The 18,821-nt window shown below is 70.4% G+C and carries 17 protein-coding genes; 11 read left to right on the top strand and 6 right to left on the bottom strand.

Going from position 1 to position 18,821, the window contains the following annotated elements:
- Positions 1–4 precede the first annotated feature (4 nt).
- Positions 5–574: a transcription elongation factor GreB gene (greB, locus tag ACTJKJ_RS25550; protein WP_440822952.1), complete on the top strand. Its 570-nt coding sequence runs from the start codon at positions 5–7 to the stop codon at positions 572–574.
- A gap of 70 nt (positions 575–644) precedes the next feature.
- Here greB and ACTJKJ_RS25555 read toward each other — a convergent pair whose 3' ends face one another.
- A complete protein-coding gene (locus ACTJKJ_RS25555) occupies positions 645–2,909 on the bottom strand; it encodes a RelA/SpoT family protein (RefSeq protein WP_091732489.1) in 2,265 nt (754 codons plus the stop codon).
- Between the two features lie 247 nt (positions 2,910–3,156).
- Between ACTJKJ_RS25555 and ACTJKJ_RS25560 the strand changes: the two genes are divergently transcribed.
- From ACTJKJ_RS25560 to ACTJKJ_RS25575, 4 genes are all read left to right on the top strand, one after another.
- Positions 3,157–3,663: a hypothetical protein gene (locus ACTJKJ_RS25560; RefSeq protein WP_440822954.1), complete on the top strand. Its 507-nt coding sequence runs from the start codon at positions 3,157–3,159 to the stop codon at positions 3,661–3,663.
- A 148-nt stretch (positions 3,664–3,811) separates the two neighbouring features.
- Positions 3,812–4,066, top strand: a complete 255-nt coding sequence (locus ACTJKJ_RS25565; RefSeq protein WP_091732496.1) for a hypothetical protein — start codon at positions 3,812–3,814, stop codon at positions 4,064–4,066.
- Positions 4,067–4,247: 181 nt separating this feature from the next.
- Positions 4,248–5,345 carry a sensor histidine kinase gene (locus tag ACTJKJ_RS25570; protein WP_183492166.1) on the top strand — a complete coding sequence of 366 codons (1,098 nt, stop codon included), beginning with the start codon at positions 4,248–4,250 and terminating at the stop codon, positions 5,343–5,345.
- A 17-nt stretch (positions 5,346–5,362) separates the two neighbouring features.
- The gene (locus ACTJKJ_RS25575) at positions 5,363–6,181 is read left to right on the top strand and encodes a LytR/AlgR family response regulator transcription factor (protein WP_297385762.1); all 819 of its coding nucleotides are present in this window, start codon (positions 5,363–5,365) and stop codon (positions 6,179–6,181) included.
- A 63-nt stretch (positions 6,182–6,244) separates the two neighbouring features.
- Here the strand turns inward: ACTJKJ_RS25575 and ACTJKJ_RS25580 are convergent, their stop codons facing one another.
- From ACTJKJ_RS25580 to kynB, 5 genes are all read right to left on the bottom strand, one after another.
- Entirely contained in the window at positions 6,245–6,526 is a 282-nt protein-coding gene (locus ACTJKJ_RS25580) for a hypothetical protein (protein WP_440822957.1), read from the bottom strand.
- A gap of 272 nt (positions 6,527–6,798) precedes the next feature.
- On the bottom strand, positions 6,799–8,616 hold the full coding sequence (locus tag ACTJKJ_RS25585) for an aminopeptidase P family protein (protein ID WP_440822959.1): 1,818 nt from the start codon (positions 8,614–8,616) through the stop codon (positions 6,799–6,801).
- Between the two features lie 121 nt (positions 8,617–8,737).
- Entirely contained in the window at positions 8,738–9,640 is a 903-nt protein-coding gene (gene kynA / locus ACTJKJ_RS25590) for a tryptophan 2,3-dioxygenase (protein ID WP_440822961.1), read from the bottom strand.
- Entirely contained in the window at positions 9,637–10,941 is a 1,305-nt protein-coding gene (kynU, locus tag ACTJKJ_RS25595) for a kynureninase (protein ID WP_440822963.1), read from the bottom strand. The genes kynA and kynU overlap by 4 nt, the downstream gene beginning before the upstream one ends.
- A gap of 74 nt (positions 10,942–11,015) precedes the next feature.
- The gene (gene kynB, locus ACTJKJ_RS25600) at positions 11,016–11,651 is read right to left on the bottom strand and encodes an arylformamidase (RefSeq protein ID WP_440822965.1); all 636 of its coding nucleotides are present in this window, start codon (positions 11,649–11,651) and stop codon (positions 11,016–11,018) included.
- Between the two features lie 222 nt (positions 11,652–11,873).
- Between kynB and ACTJKJ_RS25605 the strand changes: the two genes are divergently transcribed.
- The 6 genes from ACTJKJ_RS25605 to ACTJKJ_RS25630 form a co-directional block, all read left to right on the top strand.
- Complete coding sequence (locus ACTJKJ_RS25605; RefSeq protein ID WP_440822967.1) at positions 11,874–14,222, top strand: bifunctional salicylyl-CoA 5-hydroxylase/oxidoreductase; 2,349 nt, start codon at positions 11,874–11,876, stop codon at positions 14,220–14,222.
- A gap of 56 nt (positions 14,223–14,278) precedes the next feature.
- Positions 14,279–15,067, top strand: coding sequence for an SDR family NAD(P)-dependent oxidoreductase (locus ACTJKJ_RS25610; RefSeq protein WP_440822969.1), 789 nt, complete (start codon positions 14,279–14,281; stop codon positions 15,065–15,067).
- Positions 15,067–15,582 (top strand): MarR family winged helix-turn-helix transcriptional regulator, encoded by a 516-nt coding sequence (locus tag ACTJKJ_RS25615; RefSeq protein WP_440822971.1) that lies wholly within the window; start codon positions 15,067–15,069, stop codon positions 15,580–15,582. Before ACTJKJ_RS25610 ends, ACTJKJ_RS25615 begins: the two co-directional genes overlap by 1 nt.
- A gap of 103 nt (positions 15,583–15,685) precedes the next feature.
- Positions 15,686–16,525 (top strand): enoyl-CoA hydratase family protein, encoded by an 840-nt coding sequence (locus ACTJKJ_RS25620; protein ID WP_440822973.1) that lies wholly within the window; start codon positions 15,686–15,688, stop codon positions 16,523–16,525.
- Positions 16,526–16,532: 7 nt separating this feature from the next.
- A complete protein-coding gene (locus tag ACTJKJ_RS25625) occupies positions 16,533–17,684 on the top strand; it encodes an acyl-CoA dehydrogenase family protein (protein ID WP_440822975.1) in 1,152 nt (383 codons plus the stop codon).
- A 10-nt stretch (positions 17,685–17,694) separates the two neighbouring features.
- Positions 17,695–18,821, top strand: a 1,127-nt coding sequence (locus ACTJKJ_RS25630) for an AMP-binding protein (protein ID WP_440822977.1), incomplete at its 3' end; no start/stop codon positions are given.

Below are 18,821 nucleotides of genomic sequence, written 5' to 3' on the forward strand. Positions count from 1 at the left end.
CCCCATGAGCAAGGCATTCACCAAGGAAAACGACGCCGCCCCGGGCGACGACGAGGACGACGGCCCCTCGCTGCCGGCGCTGCCCAAGGGCTCCCGCAACTACATGACGCCGGCGGGCTACGCGCGCTTGCGGGCGGAGTTCATGCAACTGCTCGATGTCGAGCGGCCCAAGATCGTCGAGACCGTCTCCTGGGCCGCGAAGAACGGCGATCGTTCCGAGAACGGGGACTACCTCTACGGCAAGAAGCGCTTGCGCGAGATCGACCGCCGGTTGCGCTTCCTGACCAAGCGGCTGGACATCGCGGAGGTCGTCGATCCCAGCGCGCATCACGGCAGCGACCAGGTCTTCTTCGGCGCGACGGTGACCTATGCCAATGCCAAGGGGGAAGAGCGCACCATCACCATCATGGGCATCGACGAGGCGGACAGCCTTGCGGGCGAGGTGAGCTGGGTGTCGCCGATCGCGCGCACGCTGCTCAAGGCGCGCGAGGGCGACGAGCTGCAGCTGGTCACGCCGGTCGGCGTCGAGACGATCGAGGTCGTCGAAGTCCGTTATCCCAAGCCCGGCGCCTGAGTTCGAGGCCGCGGGCCGGCAGCGGCGCGCGGGCCTCGAGGCCCGCATGCGGCGCTTGCTCCGCGCTTGATCAGGGCTTGACGCGCCAGACCCGCATCACCGCGCTCGAGCGCTTGAGCGTGCGCAGGGTGTCGGCCAGATGCAGCCGGTCGCGCACCGCGAGCAGCAGCGTCATTTCCGCCGTCTCCCGCTGCTGCGAGTCGTCGCTCATGGCGATGTGGGTGATGTCGGCCTCGGCGCTGCTCACCGCCGTCGCGATCTGCGCGAGCACGCCCTTGCCGTTGCGCATCAGCACGCCGACCTCGGCCTCGAAGCTGCGCGTCAGTTCCTCGGCCCAGCCGACCGCGATCCAGTGCTCGCTGTCGCGTTGGAACAGCCGCCGGCCCACCGAGCATTCCGCGGTGTGCACCACCAGGCCCTCGCCGCGGCCCAGGTAGCCCTTGATGTCGTCGCCGGGGATCGGCCGGCAGCAGGTGGCCAGCCGCACCGACGCGCCTTCGCTGCCGTCCAGCAGCACCTGGCCCTGGGCCGGCGCGTCGTCGGTGGCGAAGCGGCCCATCGTCAGCAGCACCGCGTCCGGGCGCTGCCCCTGGTCCGACAGGGTGCGCGCCAGCTTCTTGGCCACGATGGTGGCGATCTTGCGACCCAGGCCGATCTCGACGAGCAGTTCATCGACATGGCGGTTGCCGGCCCAGCGCGCCAGGTCCTGCCACAGTGCGGCGGCGGCCTCGTCCTCTTCCTTCAGGCTGGGCAGCGCCAGGCCCTCGGCGCGCAGCGCCTGGGCCAGCATCTTGTGGCCGAGCTCGCGCGATTCCTCCTGCTCCAGGTTCTTCAGGAAATGGCGGATCTTGGAGCGCGCACGTCCGGTGCGCACGAAGCTCAGCCAAGCCGGATTGGGACGAGCGCCCGCAGCGGTCACGATCTCGATCACGTCGCCGCTGCGCAGCTCGGTGCGCAGCGGCACCGGCTCGCCGTTGACCTTGGCGGCGACGCAGTGGTCGCCGACGTCCGAGTGGATCGCGTAGGCGAAGTCCACCGGCGTCGCGCCCTTGGGCAGCGCCATGATCTTGCTCTTGGGCGTGAACACGTAGACCGCGTCGGGGAACAGGTCGATCTTGACGTGCTCCAGGAACTCGGTCGCGTCGCGGGTCTCGTCCTGGATGTCCAGCAGCGACTGCAGCCAGCGCGAGCCCAGCTGCTGCGCGCCCTTGGCGTCGCCCTTGCTCTTGTAGAGCCAGTGCGCGGCAACACCCTTCTCGGCGACCATGTGCATCGCCTCGGTCCGCATCTGGAATTCCACCGGCGTGCCCAGCGGGCTGACCAGCGTCGTGTGCAGCGACTGGTAGCCGTTGGGCTTGGGGATGGCGATGTAGTCCTTGAATCTGCCCGGCTGCGGCTTGTAGAGCTGGTGCAGCACGCCCAGCGACCAGTAGCACTGGGGCAGGTCCTGCACGATCACGCGGAAGCCGAAGATGTCGCTGACCTGCGCGAAGCTCAGGTGTTTCTCGCGCATCTTCTTGTAGATGCTGAACAGCGTCTTCTCGCGGCCCTGGATCTCGACGCGCAGGTTGGCCTCGGAGAAGGCCTTCTGGACGTCGCGTTCAATCCGCGCGACCAGGTCGCGGCGGTGGCCGCGCGCCTTCGTCACGGCCTTGGCCAGCGCCCCGTGGCGCCAGGGATGGATGTACTGGAAGGAGAGTTCCTGCAGCTCGCGGTAGATCTCGTTGAGGCCCAGCCGGTGGGCGATCGGCGCGTAGATGTCCAGGGTCTCGCGGGCGATGCGGCGGCGCTTGTCGAAGGCCATGTGCTGCATCGTGCGCATGTTGTGCAGCCGGTCGGCCAGCTTGATCAGGATCACGCGCACGTCGCGCGCCATCGCCAGCAGCATCTTGCGGAAGCTCTCCGCCTGCGATTCCTCGCGCGTCGAGAACTGCAGCTTGTCCAGCTTGGTCAGGCCGTCGACCAGTTCCGCCGTCGGCGCCTCGAAGCGCTCGATCAGTTCCGTCTTGGTGACGCCGCAGTCCTCCATCGCGTCATGCATCAGCGCGGCCATGATGGCCTGTGCGTCCAGGCGCCAGTCGGCGCACAGGCCGGCCACCGCGATCGGATGGGTGATGTAGGGCTCGCCGCTGGCGCGGAACTGGCCCAGGTGGGCCTCGTCGGCGAACTTGTAGGCCTCCCGGATGCGCTTGACGTCCGCCTTGGGCAGGTAATGCAGGCGGTCCACGAGCGCGTCGAAGGACGACGCCTCGGCGGCCGTGTCCGGCGCGGTCCGGGGACCGGCCAGGCCCGTCAGGCCGGGGATGTGAGCGGTGGCGAAGGAGCGGAGACCCATGCGTGGAAATTTAACCGATGGCAGCAGGGGTTTCCGACGAGTGGACTTGAGCCTCCAGGCGCCCGCGCGTCGCCAGACCGAGGGTTTTCACCTATCAAGAAAGTGCGATTCCCTTGAATCGAGGCCTAAAGTCCGGAGATCGCCCGCCGATAAACCGAACATGCCCTGAAGGGGCTTCGACCCGGAATGCGCTCCGGGCCCGGCGTCCGCTGGCCGAAATGTGCGGAAACCTCCTGGGAGGCTCGCCATGATTGCTGCCCTGAACAACATAACGACATCGAATGGTCCCGGTGCGACCACCGGGCAGTCGGCACGCGTGCGCGAAGCCGATGATCCCTCGACCACCTCGCAGGCCGAGGCGTCCGCCGTGGTGAGCCTGTCGCCGCAGGCAGCGAACCTGGCGGCATCGGGCGCCGCCGCGCCGGCCCAGGCGGCGACCGGCCCGGCCACGGCCGTGCAGACCGCGACCTCGCAGCCCGTGACCGCCGCGCCGCCCGCCCAGCCCGCCGCGACGCAGACCGTGTCCCTGGCGGCCGAGGAGCCGGAGAAATTCCCCGAGCCGATCAGCCTGGTGCCCAACCTGGTCTACGCCGAGGCCGATTCGGACCAGAACGGCGTCATCTCGCCGGCCGAGCGCCGGGCCTACGACGTCGTCCATCCGACCCTGGGCCAGCGCGCGGCGGACGTGCCGCCCAAGCGCGTCGTCGACGCCGAGCTGCGCGAGTACACCGCGATCGCCAACCAGCAGTTCTGATCCGCCGGACGCTTCGCTCAAAAGGGGGGCTCGTCGAGATCTCCCCCTTCCGAGGGCCCTCCTCAGTCGGGTAGGCAGTGCGCGTTCCAGCGCGCAAAGTTGACTCCATCGCGGCCTCACCGGCCGCTGCGCGTTCAAGGAGTCAGCCATGCACTTCGCCGAAGTCGAGACCGGGGACTACCGCATCTATGCCGGGGCGATCGAGCGCCCGCGCCAGTTCGGCTATGTGGCGGCGGTCGTGGTGATGCGGGTCGAGGGCACGCCGGCGCTGAACAAGCGCGAGGCCTTCCGCGACGAGAACCTGGCCGGCGGCTACGGCTGGGCGACGCCGGCCGAGGCGCTGCGCTTCGCGATCAGCGCAGGCAAGGAAGCGGTGATGTGCCGCATCGGGATGTACGCATGAAGGCCGACGCGCTGTTCGAGGACTTCCTCGCCACGCTCCCCCGCGTGGCCGCGCCGGCGGCCCAGCGCGAGCGGGCGATTGCCGGCCCGGCGCCCGTGGCTCAAGCGGCTCAACCCGTGCTTCGTCGCGCCAGACCCGCCGCGCCCTTGGTTCACCGCCGCGCCCCCGCTATCGTGCGGGCATGTCGACCCCGGTCCTTCCCGCCCACCCGCCCGAACCGGCGCATCCGGCCTGGCACGGCTTCGTCTCCTACCTGACGCCGCAGCGGGTCCTGCTGGCGCTCGCGCTGGCCACTGTCTTCGCGCTGGCGCTGCAACCGATCTTCATCACGCCCTTCCCGGTGCTGCTGGGACGGACGATGTTCGTCGGCATGCTGGCGCTGCTGGCCTTTTCGGCGGCGGGCCAGTGGCCGCGCCGGCTGCCGCGCTGGTGGGCGCGCTGGCTGTTCCAGGTGGTCGTGGTCGCGGCCGCCGTGCCGCTGGCTACGCTGGCGGTCTACATGGTCGCCGTCGGCGGCGACTTCTCCAGCTTCGTCGAGTCCGAATCCCGGATGCTCGGCTTCCTCTGGATCGCCGGCTCCGGCCTGGTCGTCGGCCCGCTGCTGGCCATGGGCGCGCTGTACCGCCAGCGCGATGCCGAAGCCCGCAGCCAGGCGCTCAGCTTCGAACTGGAGCGCAGCGAGCTGGAACGCCAGGCGCTGGACGCCCGGCTGCGGCTGCTGCAGGCCCAGGTCGAGCCGCATTTCCTGTTCAACACCCTGGCCAATGTCCGGGCGCTGGTGGAAACCGGCTCGCCGCAGGCGGCGCCGGTGCTGCGCAGCCTGATCGCCTACCTGCGCGCCGCGATGCCGCGCCTGCAGGGCGACGCCACCACGTTGTCGGACGAACTGGGCCTGGTGCGCGCCTACCTCGAGTTGATGCACCTGCGCATGCCGGACCGACTGGACTTCTTCGTGGACCTGCCGCCCGAGCTCGGCAGCCTTCGCTTCCCGCCGATGGCGCTGCTGACGCTGGTCGAGAACGCGGTGCGCCACGGCATCGACCCGAGTGAGGAGGGCGGTCGCATCGAGGTCGGCGGCGAGCGCGTCGACGACCAGGTGCGGCTGTGGGTCAGCGACACCGGCGTCGGCATGACGCAGGCGATGGGCAGCGGCACCGGGCTGCGCAACCTGCGTGAGCGCCTGACGCTGTTCTACGGCCTGGGCGCAGCCTTGGCGCTCACCGAGAATCGCCCGCACGGCCTGCGCGCCGAACTGACTTTCACCCCTGCAACGAGATGAGTGCCGCAGCCTCCCCCGTGTCGACCGCGCCGACCGCCCTGATCGCCGACGACGAACCGCTGCTGCGCGACAGCCTGCAGCGCAGCCTCGCGCTGCTGTGGCCGGAACTGCGCGTCGTCGCGCAGGCGCGCAACGGCCGCGAGGCGGTGGAGATGTTCGAGCTTCACCGGCCCGACATCGCCTTCCTCGATGTGCACATGCCCGGCGTCAACGGCATGGAGGCGGCGCGGCAGATCGCGCGTCAGGCGCAGGTGGTGTTCGTCACCGCCTTCGAGGAATACGCGCTGCAGGCCTTCGAACGCGGCGCGATCGACTACCTCGTCAAGCCGGTCGACGAGGCGCGGCTGGCCGACACGATCGGGCGCTTGAAGGAGCGGCTCGGCGGTCGCCCGGGGCTGGGGGCCGCGCATCCGGCGGCGCTCGAGGCAGTGATCGATGAACTCTCGCGCCGGATGGCGCGTGCGCCGGCGCTCTCCGTGCCGGCCGGCGGCGCGCTGGCGGCCGACACCGGCCCGCTGCAGTGGATACGCGCCTCGGTCGGGTCGACGCTGAAGCTGATTCCGGTCGACGAGATCCTGTTCCTGCGCTCGGACGAGAAGTACACGCTGGTGGTCACCGCCGAAGGCGAGGCGCTGATCCGCACGCCGATCCGCGAACTGATCGAGCGGCTGGATCCGCAGCGCTTCGTGCAAGTCCACCGGTCGGTGGTCGTGAACCTGCATGCGATCAGCCACGTCACCCGCGGCCCCAACGAAACGGCGGACCTCCACCTGAAGGCCCGCCCCGAGGTGCTGCCGGTCAGCCGCAGTTACCTGCATCTGTTCCGGCAGATGTAGCGCGCCGGCGGTCCGGCGCGAGGTCGACGCGAGTCCGGCGCCTGGTCGGCGCCGGGTTGATGGTCAGCGCGAGGGCTGCGCCGGTTCAAGCGGCTGGGGCGCCGCCGGCAGCGGCAGGTTCTGCGCCTTGCCCTGCACGACGACCGGCTCCAGCTGCCACATCTGGACGCCGACGTTGATCATCTGTACCACCGCCATCACGGCCACCGCGATGACCGCCGCCATCAGCGCGGTGTGCATCGCGCCGTCGGAAAAGCGATGCATCGACCGCTCGTCGTTGGCCGGCGAACCGGCGCGCGCGTGGAGGCGCCAACCGTGCCACGCCTGGGAGAGTCTGGTATCCATGGCCTGCTCCTCGAAGTCCTCTGGTCCTGGTCTCTGCGAGGGCCGTCGGATCGCCCGCCCGGTTCACCGGACATGTCCCGGCGATGAAGACATCGAGCGGCACGCGAGCCGACAGCCTGCAACAAGTCTAGGTGGCGGCCCCAAGGGCTTCCAGCGAGGCCGTGGGTAAAAAAGCGCGGCTCAGCCGCGCTTTTTCCCCTTCCGTCGCAAACCCGGTCGCCAGGGGGCAGGATCCCCGCGACCGGCGCCGCCATTAGCAGCGCAGCTGCGGTTCAGCGGTTCAGCGGCTCGGTGCGGGTGTTCAGCCAGGCCAGCGCCTCGCCCTCGACCAGCGGCGCCAGGCGGCGGCGGACCTCGGCGTGATAGGCGTTCAGCCAGGCCAGTTCGTCATCCGACAGCAGCGCCACCGCGATGCAGCGGGTGTCGATCGGGCACAGCGTCAGCGTCTCGAAGGTCAGCATCTCGCCGAACTGCCCCTTCTCGGGGGTGTCGAAGGACACGTTCAGCACCAGGTTCTCGATCCGCACCCCCCATTGGCCGGGGCGGTAGAGGCCGGGTTCGATCGAGGTGATCATGCCGGGCTCCATCGCCATGTTGGCGTCGGGCACGGCCTTGGAGATGCTTTGCGGGCCTTCATGCACGTTCATGAAGTAACCGACGCCATGCCCGGTGCCGTGGCCGTAGTCCAGGCCATGGGCCCACAGCGGGGCGCGGGCGAGGGCGTCCAGCATCGGGCTGAGCGTGCCGCGCGGGAAGGCGGCACGCGACAGCGCGATCGTGCCCTTGAGCACCAGCGTGTAGTCGCGGCGGTGGTCGTCGGTGATGCGGCCGATCGGCCATACGCGGGTGATGTCGGTCGTGCCGCCCAGGTACTGCGCGCCGGAGTCGATCAGTAGCAGGCCGTCGCCTTCGATCGGCGCGAAGGCCTCCTCGGTCGCGCGGTAATGCGGCATCGCGCCGTTGGCGTTGAAGCCGGCGATGGTCGGGAAGGACAGGCCGACGAAACCCGGACGTCTGGCGCGCTCGGCGCTCAGGCGCTCGTCGATGGTGAGCTCGGAGATCGCTTCGCCGCGAGCCATGGCCGCCTCGAACCAGGCATAGAAGGCGCACATCGCTGCGCCGTCCTGCTCCATCGCCTGGCGGACGAATTGCGCCTCGGCGGCGTTCTTGCGGCTCTTGAGCAGCGTGCTGGGGTTGATGGCCTCGACGATGGTGGCGGTCGTGGGCAGCGACTCGCGCAGGCCCAGGGTCACGCGCCGCGGATCGATCAGCACCCGGGCATCAGCGGGCAGGGCGCCGAGCGTGGCGCGCGCGTCGGCATACGGGGCGATGCGCACGCCATCGGCGGCCAGGCGCTGCGCGAGCGCGGCGTCGATCTTGCCGGGCTGCACGAACAGGGTCGCGCCGTTGGCGTCGAGCAGCGCGTGTGCCAGGAACACCGGGTTGTAGCTGACGTCCGAGCCGCGCAGGTTGAACAGCCAGGCGACGTCGTCGACGCTGGAGATCAGGTGGTGGGTGACGCCGTGCCGCGTCATCGCCTCGCGCACCTGCCGCAGCTTGTCGGCGCGGCCGATGGTGGCCTGCGGCGCGGCGTGCTCGTAGATCGGGGCGTCGGGCAGGCCGGGGCGCTCGTCCCAGGCGTGGTCGATCAGGTCGAGCGTGGTGTCGATGCGCACGCCCTTGGCGCCCACCGCCGAGCGCAGCTGCTGCGCGAGCGCCAGTCCCAGCACCTGGCCGTCGACGACCAGCGTCTGGCCCGGCTGCAGGCGTTCCGCCAGCCAGCTGATGTGCTGCACCGATGCGCCGGAGGGAATCTTGAAGAGCGCGATGCCGCTGCCGGCGAGTTCGCGCTCGGCCTGCGTCCAGTAGCGGCTGTCGGCGAAGAGCTGCGCGTCGTCGAGCGTGACGACCAGCGTGCCCATCGAGCCGGTGAAGCCGGAGAGGACCTCGCGCGCCTGCCAGCGGCGCGGCAGGTATTCGGAGAGATGGGGGTCGGCCGAGGGGACCAGGATGGCGTGGGCGCCGGCGTTGCGCAGCGCGTCGCGCAGCCTGGCGATGCGCAGCTTGATCTCGGAAAGGCGGGTGTCCATGGCGGGCCTCGACGGGTTGACGGGCATGAAGCGCGGCGGCCGGGTGAGCCGCGCGCCGAAGCCGCCGATTGTAGAAGCGGGGCCCCCATGACTTCCTTCCACCGGCGCGGCGGCGGTGCGCTCAGAGTTCCGTGCGCAGTGCCCAGAGCTCGGGGAACAGCACCACGTCCAGCATCTTGCGCAGGTAGCTGACGCCGCCGGTGCCGCCGGTGCCGCGCTTGAAGCCGATGACGCGCTCCACCGTCGTGACGTGGCGGAAGCGCCAGAGCCGGAAGGCGTCCTCGAGGTCGACCAGTTCCTCGCCCATCTGGTACAGGTCCCAGTGCGCCTTGGGGTCGCGGTAGACCTCCAGCCAGGCGGCCTTCACGCCGTCGTCGGCGGCATAGGGCTGGGTCCAGTCGCGGTCCAGGCGCGCGGCCGGCACCGCGATGCCGCGGCGCTGCATCAGGCGCAGCACCTCGTCGTACAGCGACGGCGCTTCATAGGCGGCCTGCACCTGGGCCAGCAGGTCGGCGCGATGCGCATGCGGCTTGAGCATCGCGGCGTTCTTGTTGCCGAGCATGAACTCGATGCGCCGGTACTGCGCGCTCTGGAAGCCGCTGCTGTTGGAGAGATAGGGCCGGATGGCCGAATACTCCGGCGGCGTCATCGTGCCGAGCACGTCCCACGCGTGGACCAGCTGCTCCATGATGCGCGATACCCGCGCGAGCATCTTGAAGGCTTCGGGCAGCTGGTCGGCGGCGACGTTGGCAACCGCGCCTTGCAGCTCGTGCAGCATCAGCTTCATCCACAGCTCCGAGGTCTGGTGCTGGACGATGAAGAGCATCTCGTTGTGGTCGGGCGAGAGCGGATGCTGCGCGCTCAGCACCTTGTCCAGGTGCAGGTAGTCGCCGTAGCTCATGTCCTTGGAGAAGTCGAGCTGCGCGCCTTCCTCGCGCACGATCGCTTCGCCGCCCGGCGCTGGGGTGTCGCCCGCGCCGGTTCCCGTGACGGCGCCGGTGCCGTGTCCCATCGGGCAACTCATGTCACTGCCGCCTTGGTGTTGAAGCGCGCCTCGCGCCATTCGCCGCTGGCCAGCACCTGGTGCAGATGCTCGACCGCGTCCCACACGTCTGCGAAGCCGATGTACAGCGGCGTGAAGCCGAAGCGCAGGATGTGCGGCACCTGATCCAGCCGCGCGGGATCGCCGGCGCGGAAGTCGCCGATCACGCCGCGCTCGATCAGCGCCTGCACGACGGCGTAGCCGGCCTCGTGCAGCGGCGCCTTCAGCGCCAGGCAGACCTGGCTGCCGCGCTGCGCGGCCTCACGCGGCGAGACGACGTGGACGCCCTGCGCGCCGCAGCGCTCCTCGGCCAGGCGGGCGAAGAGCTCGGTCAGCGCGATCGACTTCTCGCGCAGCGCGCCCATGCCGCCGAAGGGCTCGGCCGCCAGCAGCGTGTCGACGCCGCATTCGAGCGCCGCCGTCGACAGGATCGCCGGCGTGCCGCAGATGTAGCGCTTGATGCCGGCGGCGGGCGCGTAGTTCGAGGTGAACTGGAACGGCGACGCATGGCCCAGCCAGCCCGACAGCGGTTGCCAGAAGCGGTCCGCGTGGCGCGGATGCGCCCAGACGAAGGCCGGCGCGCCGGGGCCGCCGTTGAGGTACTTGTAGCCGCAGCCGATGGCGAAGTCGGCGTCGGCGCCATTCAGGTCGACCGGGATCGCGCCGGCGGAATGCGCCAGGTCCCAGACGGTCAGCGCGCCGGCGGCGTGCGCCGCGGCGGTGACGGCCTTCATGTCGTGCTTGCGGCCGGTGCGGTAGTTGACCTCGGTCAGCATCAGCACCGCGAGCCGGTCGTTCAGCAGGGCGGGGATCTCGTCGACCTGATCGACCAGGTGCAGCGTCATGCCGTGCTGCTGCGCGAGGCTCTCGGCGATGTAGAGGTCGGTCGGGAAGTTGCTGCGCTCCGACACGATCATCGTGCGGCGACCCGCGGCGTCATCGGCCTGGACGATGCGCAGCGCCGCGCTCAGCACCTTGTAGAGGTTGAGCGAGGTCGAGTCCGCGACGATGGTCTCGCCGGGCGCGGCGCCGATCAGCCGGCCGATCTTGTCGCCGATGCGGCCGGGCAGGTCCATCCAGCCCGCGGTGTTCCAGCTCTTGATCAGGTCGCGGCCCCACTCGTCCGCGATGACCTGCTGCACGCGGGCCGCGGTCGCCTTGGGCATCGCGCCGAGCGAATTGCCGTCGAGGTAGAGCGTGCCCGCGGGCAGCGAGAACTGGTCCTTCAGCGTCGCCAGCGGATCGGCGGCGTCCAGGGCCAGGCAGTCTTGTCTTGTCGTCATGGGGGTTCCAGACCAATGCAAGGGGAAGGTGGAAGGGAAGGGGATGGCGGCGGCGCGAGGATCGGCGGCCCCGCTCACAGCGAGCGCAGCACCGCGCGCACCGGCGAAGCGCAGGCGCCGGCCAGCTTCAGCGGCAGCGCGATCAGTTCATAGTCGCCCTCGGGCACGTCGTCGAGCACCAGGTTCTCGAGCACGCGCAGGTCCAGGCGCAGCAGGCGCTGGTGGCTGTCCAGCGTCTTGCTGGTGGCGGGATCGACCGAGGGCGTGTCCAGTCCGATCAGCTTCACGCCGCGCGCCGCGAGCCACTCGACGGTCTCCGGCGCGTAGGCGCTGAACTCGGGATTCCAGACCGTCTCGGCGCGCTCGTTGCAGCGCACCAGCACGCGTGGCGGGAGGTCGTGCGCGGCGTGCGCGAGGTGCTCGACGCGGATCAGCGGGCCGCAGCCGATCGCATGGATCACACGGCAGGGGCCGAGGTAGGGATCGAGCGCCACCTCGGCCGCACTCGCGACGCCGTCGGCGTAATGCAGCGGGGCATCGGCATGCGCGCCGACATGCGGGGACATCGTGATCGCGCTCAGGTTCACCGGGCACTCCGGCGACAGCCGGGCGGTCCACTTCAGCGCGTAGGGCTCATCGCCGGGAAAGATCGGCGCGTCGGGCGCCACCACCGGCGAGATGTCCCACAGGGACGGGCGTGTTGACTTCATCTGTTGCTCCTGCCGGCCTTGGGCACGACGGCGCGCACCTTAGCGCCGGGCCGGAGGCCGTGGTGTCGGTTAATTCCAACAAGGCGGCATCGTTTCCGCAAGCCGCCCGGCCTCACGACGCCGATGGGCTCAGGGTTATCCAGATCGTTGACACCTCAACTATCAATGCCTAAAGTGCTCCCGTCAAGCAGTCATCGGCCGGCGCGAGCGGGTCTCGGAAACATGCGCATCACCTGCATCGGCGGCGGCCCCGCCGGCTTGTACTTCGCCTTGCTGATGAAGCGGCAGGATCCCGCCCATGAGGTCACGGTGCTGGAGCGCAACCGCGCCGGCGACACCTTCGGTTGGGGCGTGGTGTTCTCCGACCAGACGCTGGCGGCGCTGCGCGAGGCCGATCCCCGGACCGCCGAGCAGATCCTGCAGTCCTTCAACCATTGGGACGACATCGCCGTCCACATCGACGGCCGCACCATGGTCTCGGGCGGGCATGGCTTCTGCGGCATCGGCCGCCGCAAGCTGCTGGACATCCTGCGCGATCGCTGCGAGCAACTGGGCGTCGCGATCCGCTACGAGACCGAGGTCGTCGACGACGCGGACATCGATGCCGACCTGATCATCGCGGCCGACGGCCTCAACAGCCGCCTGCGCCAGAAGTACGCGGCGACCTATCAGCCCGACATCGACCTGCGGCAGTGCCGCTTCGTCTGGCTGGGCACCACCAAGCTCTTCGACGCCTTCACCTTCGACTTCCAGAAGACCGAATGGGGATGGTTCCAGGCGCATGCCTACCGTTTCGACGAGACGCACTCGACCTTCATCGTCGAGACGCCCGAGCCGGTGTGGAAGGCCGCCGGCCTGGAGGACATGAGCAAGGAGGACGGCATCACCTTCTGCGAGCGGCTCTTCGCCAAGGTGCTGGACGGCCATCCGCTGATCTCCAACGCGGCGCACCTGCGCGGATCGGCGCAGTGGATTCGCTTCCCGCGCGTGGTCTGCAAGCGCTGGGTGCATCACAACGGCCGCGCGCCGGTGGTGCTGATGGGCGACGCGGCGCACACGGCGCATTTCTCGATCGGCTCGGGCACCAAGCTCGCGCTGGAGGATGCGATCGCGCTGGCCCGCGACATCGAACGCCACGGTGGCGGCGTGGAGAGCCTGCCCGCCGCGCTGGACGAATACGAAGCCACGCGCTCGATCGAGGTGCTGCGCATCCAGAACGCGGCGCGCAATTCGACCGAATGGTTCGAGAACGTCGACCGCCACGCGCGCCTGGCGCCGGAGCAGTTCGCGTATTCGCTGCTGACGCGCTCGCAGCGGATCTCGCACGAGAACCTGCGCCTGCGCGATGCGCGTTATGTCGGCGAATACGAGGCTTGGCTGGCGCGCCGCTCGGGCCTGGACCGCGCCGCGCCGCCGATGTTCACGCCGTTCACGCTGCGCGGCACGACGCTGAAGAACCGGGTCGTCGTCTCGCCGATGGCGCAGTACTCCTGCGTCGACGGCCAGCCGGCGGACTACCACCTCGCGCACCTGGGCGCCCGCGCCATGGGCGGCGCGGGCCTGGTCTTCGCGGAGATGACCTGCGTCTCGCCCGACGCCCGCATCACGCCCGGATGTCCCGGCCTGTGGAACGACGCGCAGCGCGATGGCTGGCGGCGCATCGTCGACCATGTGCATGCGAGCTCCACCGCCAAGATCGCGATGCAGCTCGGCCATGCCGGCGCGAAGGGCTCGACCCGCGTGGCCTGGGACGGCATCGACCAGCCGCTGGATGAGGGCAACTGGCCGCTGATCTCGGCCTCGCCGCAGCAGTACCTGGAGGGCGTGAGCCAGTGGTCGCGCGCGATGACGCGGGACGACATGGACCGCGTCAAGGCCGATTTCGTCGCCGCTACCCGGCGTGCCGCCGAGGCCGGCTTCGACTGGCTGGAGCTGCACTGCGCGCACGGCTACCTGCTGTCCAGCTTCCTGTCGCCGCTGACCAATCAACGGACCGACGACTACGGCGGCACGCTGGAGCACCGGCTGCGTTATCCGCTCGAGGTCTTCGCCGCGATGCGGGCGGTCTGGCCGGCGGACCGGCCGATGTCGGTGCGCATCTCCGCGCACGACTGGGTGCCCGGCGGCACCACGCCCGAAGACGCGGTCGCGATCGCGGAGGCCTTCAAGGCCGCGGGCGCCGACCTGATCGATGTCTCGTCCGGCCAGGTCAGCAAGCGCGAGAAGCCGGTCTACGGCCGCATGTGGCAGACGCCGTTCAGCGAGAGCGTGCGCAACCGCGCCGGCATCGCCACGATCGCGGTGGGCGCGATCTCCGAGGCGGACCACGTCAACAGCATCATCGCGGCCGGGCGCGCCGACCTGTGCGCCGTCGCGCGTCCGCACCTGGCCAATCCGGCGTGGACGCTGACCGAGGCCGCGCGCATCGGCTACCTGTCCGGCCCGGGCCTGGACTGGCCGGTGCAGTACCTGTCCGGCAAGAGCCAGATGGAACGCGACTTCGAACGCCAGCGCGCGATGGGCGGCGGCGCCGCGGCGCAGGAACAGGCCAACCGGGCGCTCGGCGTCTGAGCGGCGGGACGCGGCGCAGCGATGGGCATTCGAGCAACGATGGACAGGCAGGCGGCATGAGCAACCCGTATCCCCTCGAAGGACTGCATGCGGTCGTCACCGGCGGCGGCTCCGGCATCGGCGCCGCGATCGCGCAGGCGCTGATCGCCGACGGCGCGCGCGTGACGCTGATGGGGCGCCGGCTGGACCGACTGCAGGCGCAGCGTGACCGGCTGAGCGTCGACGGCGGTCCGTCGGTCGAGCTGCAGGTCTGCGACGTCGCCGACGAGGCCAGCGTGCGCCAGGCCTTCGCCGCGACGGTGAAGGCCGCCGGGCCGGTCGACCTGCTGGTCAACAACGCCGGCCAGGTCGAGACCGCGCCGTTCGCGAAGACCTCGCTGGAGACCTGGCGGCGACTGCTCGACGTCAACCTCACTGGCAGCTTCCTGTGCAGCCGCGAGGTGCTGCCGGCGATGACCGAGCGCCGCTTCGGCCGCATCGTCAATGTCGCCAGCACCGCCGCGCTGAAGGGCTACGCCTATGTCGCGGCCTACTGCGCGGCCAAGCATGGCGTGCTCGGTCTGACGCGCGCGCTGGCGCTGGAGACGGCGCGCAAGGGCGTGACCGTCAACGCGGTCTGCCCCGGCTACACCGAGACCGACATCGTGGCCGGCGCGATCGACACCATCGTCGCCAAGACCGGCCGCACGCCGGAGCAAGCCCGGGCCGAGCTGGCGGCGGTGAATCCGCAGGGGCGGCTGGTGGACCCGGCGGAGGTCGCCGCCTCGGTCGCCTGGCTGGCGCGGCGCGACAGCGGAGCCATCACCGGCCAGGCCATCGCGGTCGCCGGCGGGGAGGTGATGTGATGCGCGACAGCGACGAGGACCTAGACCCCGAGCTCGTGCCTGACCTGGAGTCGCGCCTGCACGATGGCGACCACCAGGCGCTGCGCCTGTGGCTGCGCCTGCTGGCCTGCACGACGCGCATCGAGGACCAGATCCGCCAGCGCCTGCGCAACGACTTCGGCACGACGCTGCCGCGCTTCGACCTGCTGGCGCAGCTGGAGCGCAGCCCCGACGGTCTGACGATGCGCGAGCTGTCCCAGCGGCTGATGGTCACCGGCGGCAACGTCACCGGCATCACCGACCAGCTCGAGGCCGAGGGGCTGGTCGTGCGCGAGCCGCATCCGTCGGACCGGCGCAGCGTCACCGTGCGGCTGACGCCGGCCGGGCGGCGCCAGTTCAAGCGCATGGCGGCGACGCACGAGGGCTGGATCGTCGAGCTGCTGGCCGGCTGGTCGCCGGAGGAGAAGACCCAGGTGTACGCGCTGCTCGCGGGGCTGAAGGGCCACCTCGCGCAGCTGGACGCCGCGCGCCGATGAGCGGCGGATGCAGGCCATGGCGCCACGCGGCGCGGAGCGATGGACAGGCCGGTGGCCGATGCGGCGCATCGGCGCCAGTGAACGAATCAAGGAGCACGAATCGATGGATCAACACCTCATCAGCGGCAACCGGCGCAGCCTGAAGGGCTTCGAGCCCCGCCACTTCGCGTGGCGGCAGGAGGGCGAGGTCGGCGTGATCACGCTGAACCGTCCCGAGCGCAAGAACCCGCTGACCTTCGAGTCCTATGCCGAGCTGCGCGACCTGTTCCGCACGCTGGCCTATGTCGACGAGGTGAACGCGATCGTCGTGCAGGGCGCGGGCGGCAACTTCTGCTCCGGCGGCGACGTGCACGAGATCATCGGCCCGCTGACGGCGATGTCGATGCCGGACCTGCTCGCGTTCACGCGCATGACCGGCGACCTGGTCAAGGCGATGCGGGCCTGCCCGCAGCCGGTCGTGGCCGCCATCGACGGCGTGTGCGCCGGTGCCGGCGCGATCATGGCGATGGCCTCGGACCTGCGCGTCGGCACCGCGCGCAGCAAGACGGCCTTCCTGTTCACGCGCGTCGGCCTGGCCGGTTGCGACATGGGCGCCTGCGCGCTGCTGCCGCGCATCGTCGGCCAGGGCCGCGCGTCGGACCTGCTCTACACCGGCCGCAGCCTGGGCGGTGAAGAGGCGCTGCAGTGGGGCTTCCTCAACCGCGTGGCCGAGCCGGACGCGCTGGAAGCCCAAGCGGTGGCCTGGGCCGCAGAGATCGCTGCCGGCCCCAACTTCGCGCATGCGATGACCAAGCGGATGCTGCATCAGGAATGGACGATGGGCGTCGACGAGGCCATCGAGGCCGAGGCGCAAGCCCAGGCGATCTGCATGATGACGCAGGACTTCCACCGCGCGTACCACGCGTTCGTCGCCAAGCAGCGCCCCGAATTCAAGGGCGATTGAGGACGGCATGAATCACCTGAAGCACCTGGACTGGCCGTTCTTCGAGGACCGGCATCGCGCGCTCGCCAGCGAGCTCGACGCGTGGTGCGCGACGCACCTCGCCCATGGGGCGGTCGATCACGAGGACGTGGACGCGAGCTGCAAGGCACTGGTGAAGGCACTCGGCGCCGGTGGCTGGCTGACGCATGCGGTGGCCGGCGAGGGCGAGGCCATCGACACCCGCGCGATCTGCCTGCTGCGTGAGACGCTGGCGCGCCACGACGGGCTGGCGGACTTCGCCTTCGCGATGCAGGGGCTGGGCTCGGGCGCGATCTCGCTGATGGGCACGCCAGCGCAGCGCGAGGCCTACCTGCCGCGCGTCGCGCGCGGTGAAGCGCTGGCGGCCTTCGCGCTCTCCGAGCCGGAGGCGGGGTCCGATGTCGCCGCGATGCAGTGCGCCGCGCGCGAGGACGGCGACCACTACGTGCTCGACGGCCAGAAGACCTGGATCTCGAACGGCGGCATCGCCGATTTCTACGTGGTCTTCGCGCGCACTGGCGAAGCGCCTGGCTCGCGTGGCATCAGCGCCTTCATCGTCGACGCCGGACTTCCCGGCTTCGAGATCGCCGAGCGCATCGACGTGATCGCGCCGCACCCGCTGGCGACGCTGCGGTTCACGCGCTGCCGCGTGCCGAAGTCTGCGATGGTCGGCGCGCCGGGCGAAGGCTTCAAGGTGGCGATGCGCACGCTGGATGTGTTCCGCACCTCGGTGGCCGCCGCGGCGCTGGGCTTCGCCCGCCGCGCGCTGGAGGAAGGGCTGTCGCAGTCCAAGGAGCGCGCGATGTTCGGCGCGACGCTGGCCGACCTGCCGCTGACGCAGGCCAAGCTGGCCGACATGGCCTGCACCGTCGACAGCAGCGCGTTGCTGGTCTACCGCGCGGCCTGGGAGCGCGACCAGGGCCGCACCATCACCCGCGAGGCCGCGATGGCCAAGCTGATGGCCACCGAAGGCGCGCAGCGCGTCATCGACGCGGCGGTGCAGCTGCATGGCGGGCGCGGCGTGCGGCGCGGCGAGATCGTCGAGTCGCTCTACCGCGAGATCCGTGCGCTGCGCATCTACGAGGGCGCCAGCGAGGTCCAGCAGCTGATCATCGGACGAGACCTGTTGAAGAACGGATAAGGACTTCCTCATGCACCGCAGCGCCCACCTGGACACCTTCGCCCGCGACCACCTGCCGCCGCCGGACCAGTGGCCGGAGCTGGTCTTCGACCTGCCGGCGCTGCGATTCCCGGAGCGGATGAACTGCGCGCATGAGCTGCTGGATCGCTGGGTCGAGCAGGGGCAGGGCGATCGCGCCTGCGTGATCGGCGGCGACGGGCGCGGCGGCGAGTTGCGCTGGACCTATGCCGAGCTGCAGGCGCAGGCCAACCGCATCGCCAACGTGCTGGTGAACGAGATGGGCGTGGTGCCGGGAAACCGCGTGCTGCTGCGCGGCGCCAACACGCCGCAGATGGCGGCCTGCTGGTTCGCGGTGATGAAGGCCGGCGCGATCGCGGTGGCGACGATGCCGCTGCTGCGCGCCAAGGAACTGGGCCAGGTCATCGAGAAGGCGCGCATCTCGCATGCGCTGTGCGACGCGGCGCTGGCCGCAGAACTGGAGACGGCGCGGGCGCAATGCCCGGTGCTGGCGCGGGTCTGCCTGTTCCGCAGCGAGGCGGCCGAGGGCCTGGAGGCCCTGGCCGAGCGCCAATCCGAGCGCTTCGACAACGTCGACACCGCGTCCGACGACTGCGCGCTGATCGCGTTCACCTCCGGCACGACGGGCCAGCCCAAGGGCACGATGCACTTCCATCGCGACGTGATCGCGATCTGCCGCTGCTGGCCGGTGCACTGCCTGCGCGCGAACGCCGATGACGTGTTCATCGGCAGTCCACCGCTGGCCTTCACCTTCGGCCTGGGCGGGCTGGTGCTGTTCCCGCTCAGCGTCGGCGCGTCGACGGTGCTGCTGGAGAAGGCCTCGCCCGACGTGCTGCTGCCCGTGATCGCGAAGCATCGCGCGACGGTGTGCTTCACCGCGCCGACCTCCTACCGCGCGATGGCGGCGCAGGCGGCATCTCACGACCTGTCGTCGCTGCGCAAGTGCGTCAGCGCGGGCGAGGCGCTGCCCGCGGCGACGCGGCAGCTGTGGAAGGACGCCACCGGCATCGAGCTGATCGACGGCATCGGCGCGACCGAGCTGCTGCACATCTTCATCTCGCACACCGAGGAGACCGCGCGGCCGGGCGCGACCGGCCGGCCGGTGCCGGGCTATCGCGC

The organism is Roseateles sp. 22389 (assembly GCF_052044995.1).
Taxonomy (GTDB): domain Bacteria; phylum Pseudomonadota; class Gammaproteobacteria; order Burkholderiales; family Burkholderiaceae_C; genus Roseateles.

Excerpts from the sequence above, each read along its gene's own strand:
- greB (WP_440822952.1), top strand. The coding sequence starts at position 5 with ATGAGCAAGGCATTCACCAAGGAAAACGACGCCGCCCCGGGCGACGAC.
- ACTJKJ_RS25555 (WP_091732489.1), bottom strand. The coding sequence starts at position 2,909 with ATGGGTCTCCGCTCCTTCGCCACCGCTCACATCCCCGGCCTGACGGGC.
- ACTJKJ_RS25560 (WP_440822954.1), top strand. The coding sequence starts at position 3,157 with ATGATTGCTGCCCTGAACAACATAACGACATCGAATGGTCCCGGTGCG.
- ACTJKJ_RS25565 (WP_091732496.1), top strand. The coding sequence starts at position 3,812 with ATGCACTTCGCCGAAGTCGAGACCGGGGACTACCGCATCTATGCCGGG.
- ACTJKJ_RS25570 (WP_183492166.1), top strand. The coding sequence starts at position 4,248 with ATGTCGACCCCGGTCCTTCCCGCCCACCCGCCCGAACCGGCGCATCCG.
- ACTJKJ_RS25580 (WP_440822957.1), bottom strand. The coding sequence starts at position 6,526 with ATGGATACCAGACTCTCCCAGGCGTGGCACGGTTGGCGCCTCCACGCG.
- ACTJKJ_RS25585 (WP_440822959.1), bottom strand. The coding sequence starts at position 8,616 with ATGGACACCCGCCTTTCCGAGATCAAGCTGCGCATCGCCAGGCTGCGC.
- kynA (WP_440822961.1), bottom strand. The coding sequence starts at position 9,640 with ATGAGTTGCCCGATGGGACACGGCACCGGCGCCGTCACGGGAACCGGC.
- kynU (WP_440822963.1), bottom strand. The coding sequence starts at position 10,941 with ATGACGACAAGACAAGACTGCCTGGCCCTGGACGCCGCCGATCCGCTG.
- kynB (WP_440822965.1), bottom strand. The coding sequence starts at position 11,651 with ATGAAGTCAACACGCCCGTCCCTGTGGGACATCTCGCCGGTGGTGGCG.
- ACTJKJ_RS25605 (WP_440822967.1), top strand. The coding sequence starts at position 11,874 with ATGCGCATCACCTGCATCGGCGGCGGCCCCGCCGGCTTGTACTTCGCC.
- ACTJKJ_RS25610 (WP_440822969.1), top strand. The coding sequence starts at position 14,279 with ATGAGCAACCCGTATCCCCTCGAAGGACTGCATGCGGTCGTCACCGGC.
- ACTJKJ_RS25615 (WP_440822971.1), top strand. The coding sequence starts at position 15,067 with ATGCGCGACAGCGACGAGGACCTAGACCCCGAGCTCGTGCCTGACCTG.
- ACTJKJ_RS25620 (WP_440822973.1), top strand. The coding sequence starts at position 15,686 with ATGGATCAACACCTCATCAGCGGCAACCGGCGCAGCCTGAAGGGCTTC.
- ACTJKJ_RS25625 (WP_440822975.1), top strand. The coding sequence starts at position 16,533 with ATGAATCACCTGAAGCACCTGGACTGGCCGTTCTTCGAGGACCGGCAT.